The sequence below is a fragment of the Neobacillus drentensis genome (genome assembly GCF_036966985.1).
GTDB classification, from domain to species: Bacteria; Bacillota; Bacilli; order Bacillales; family Cytobacillaceae; genus Neobacillus; species Neobacillus drentensis_E.
This window is the reverse complement of the sequence record NZ_JBALSN010000392.1, coordinates 1-504: the sequence shown is the minus strand read 5'-3', so window position 1 is coordinate 504 and position 504 is coordinate 1. Positions and strand designations below refer to the sequence as shown.

Below are 504 nucleotides of genomic sequence, written 5' to 3'. Positions count from 1 at the left end.
AGGGTGTTTCCTATCAGAAATAATATACTTTTCTAGAATGTAGGAAGTAATCCTGCCTTGGAAATGAATCATTTCTTTGGGGATTAGCGGCAAGCTCTGCCTATTTAATTCTTCTTTGGTAAGAGCTAGATTAACATATTCATTGCAATACAAGTTATATCTTCTTAGGTTCTTGACCTGATTTAGAGTAGGATGTAAGTTCTTCCGTCCATAAAATGTGGTGATTTTGAATACTTTATCCGTGTGTTCATAAGTAAAGACTATGTCATTATCAATCGAGCCAATGCCATGGGCTAACTGGCCTATTCTATAAGAACAATTTCGAAAAATTATTTCCAATGATTTTTGCAAGGAGTCTAGACTGATTATCGGGCCAACTCTTTCGTTCCATCGTTCGAGCGCATGATGGTCTATTAAAATCGGTTTGGAAGGACAAAGGATATTTTTTGTGTCTTTATAGGTATTCATTTCTTCATAAAGTATGTTTATATTTTTAATCTGCAT

The 504-nt window shown here is 34.5% G+C and carries 1 protein-coding gene; it reads right to left on the bottom strand.

Features of this window, described 5'->3' with window-relative positions; genetic code table 11:
- The coding region (locus V7659_RS23065) for a hypothetical protein (RefSeq protein ID WP_335542508.1) at nt 1–504 on the bottom strand (504 nt) is incomplete at both ends.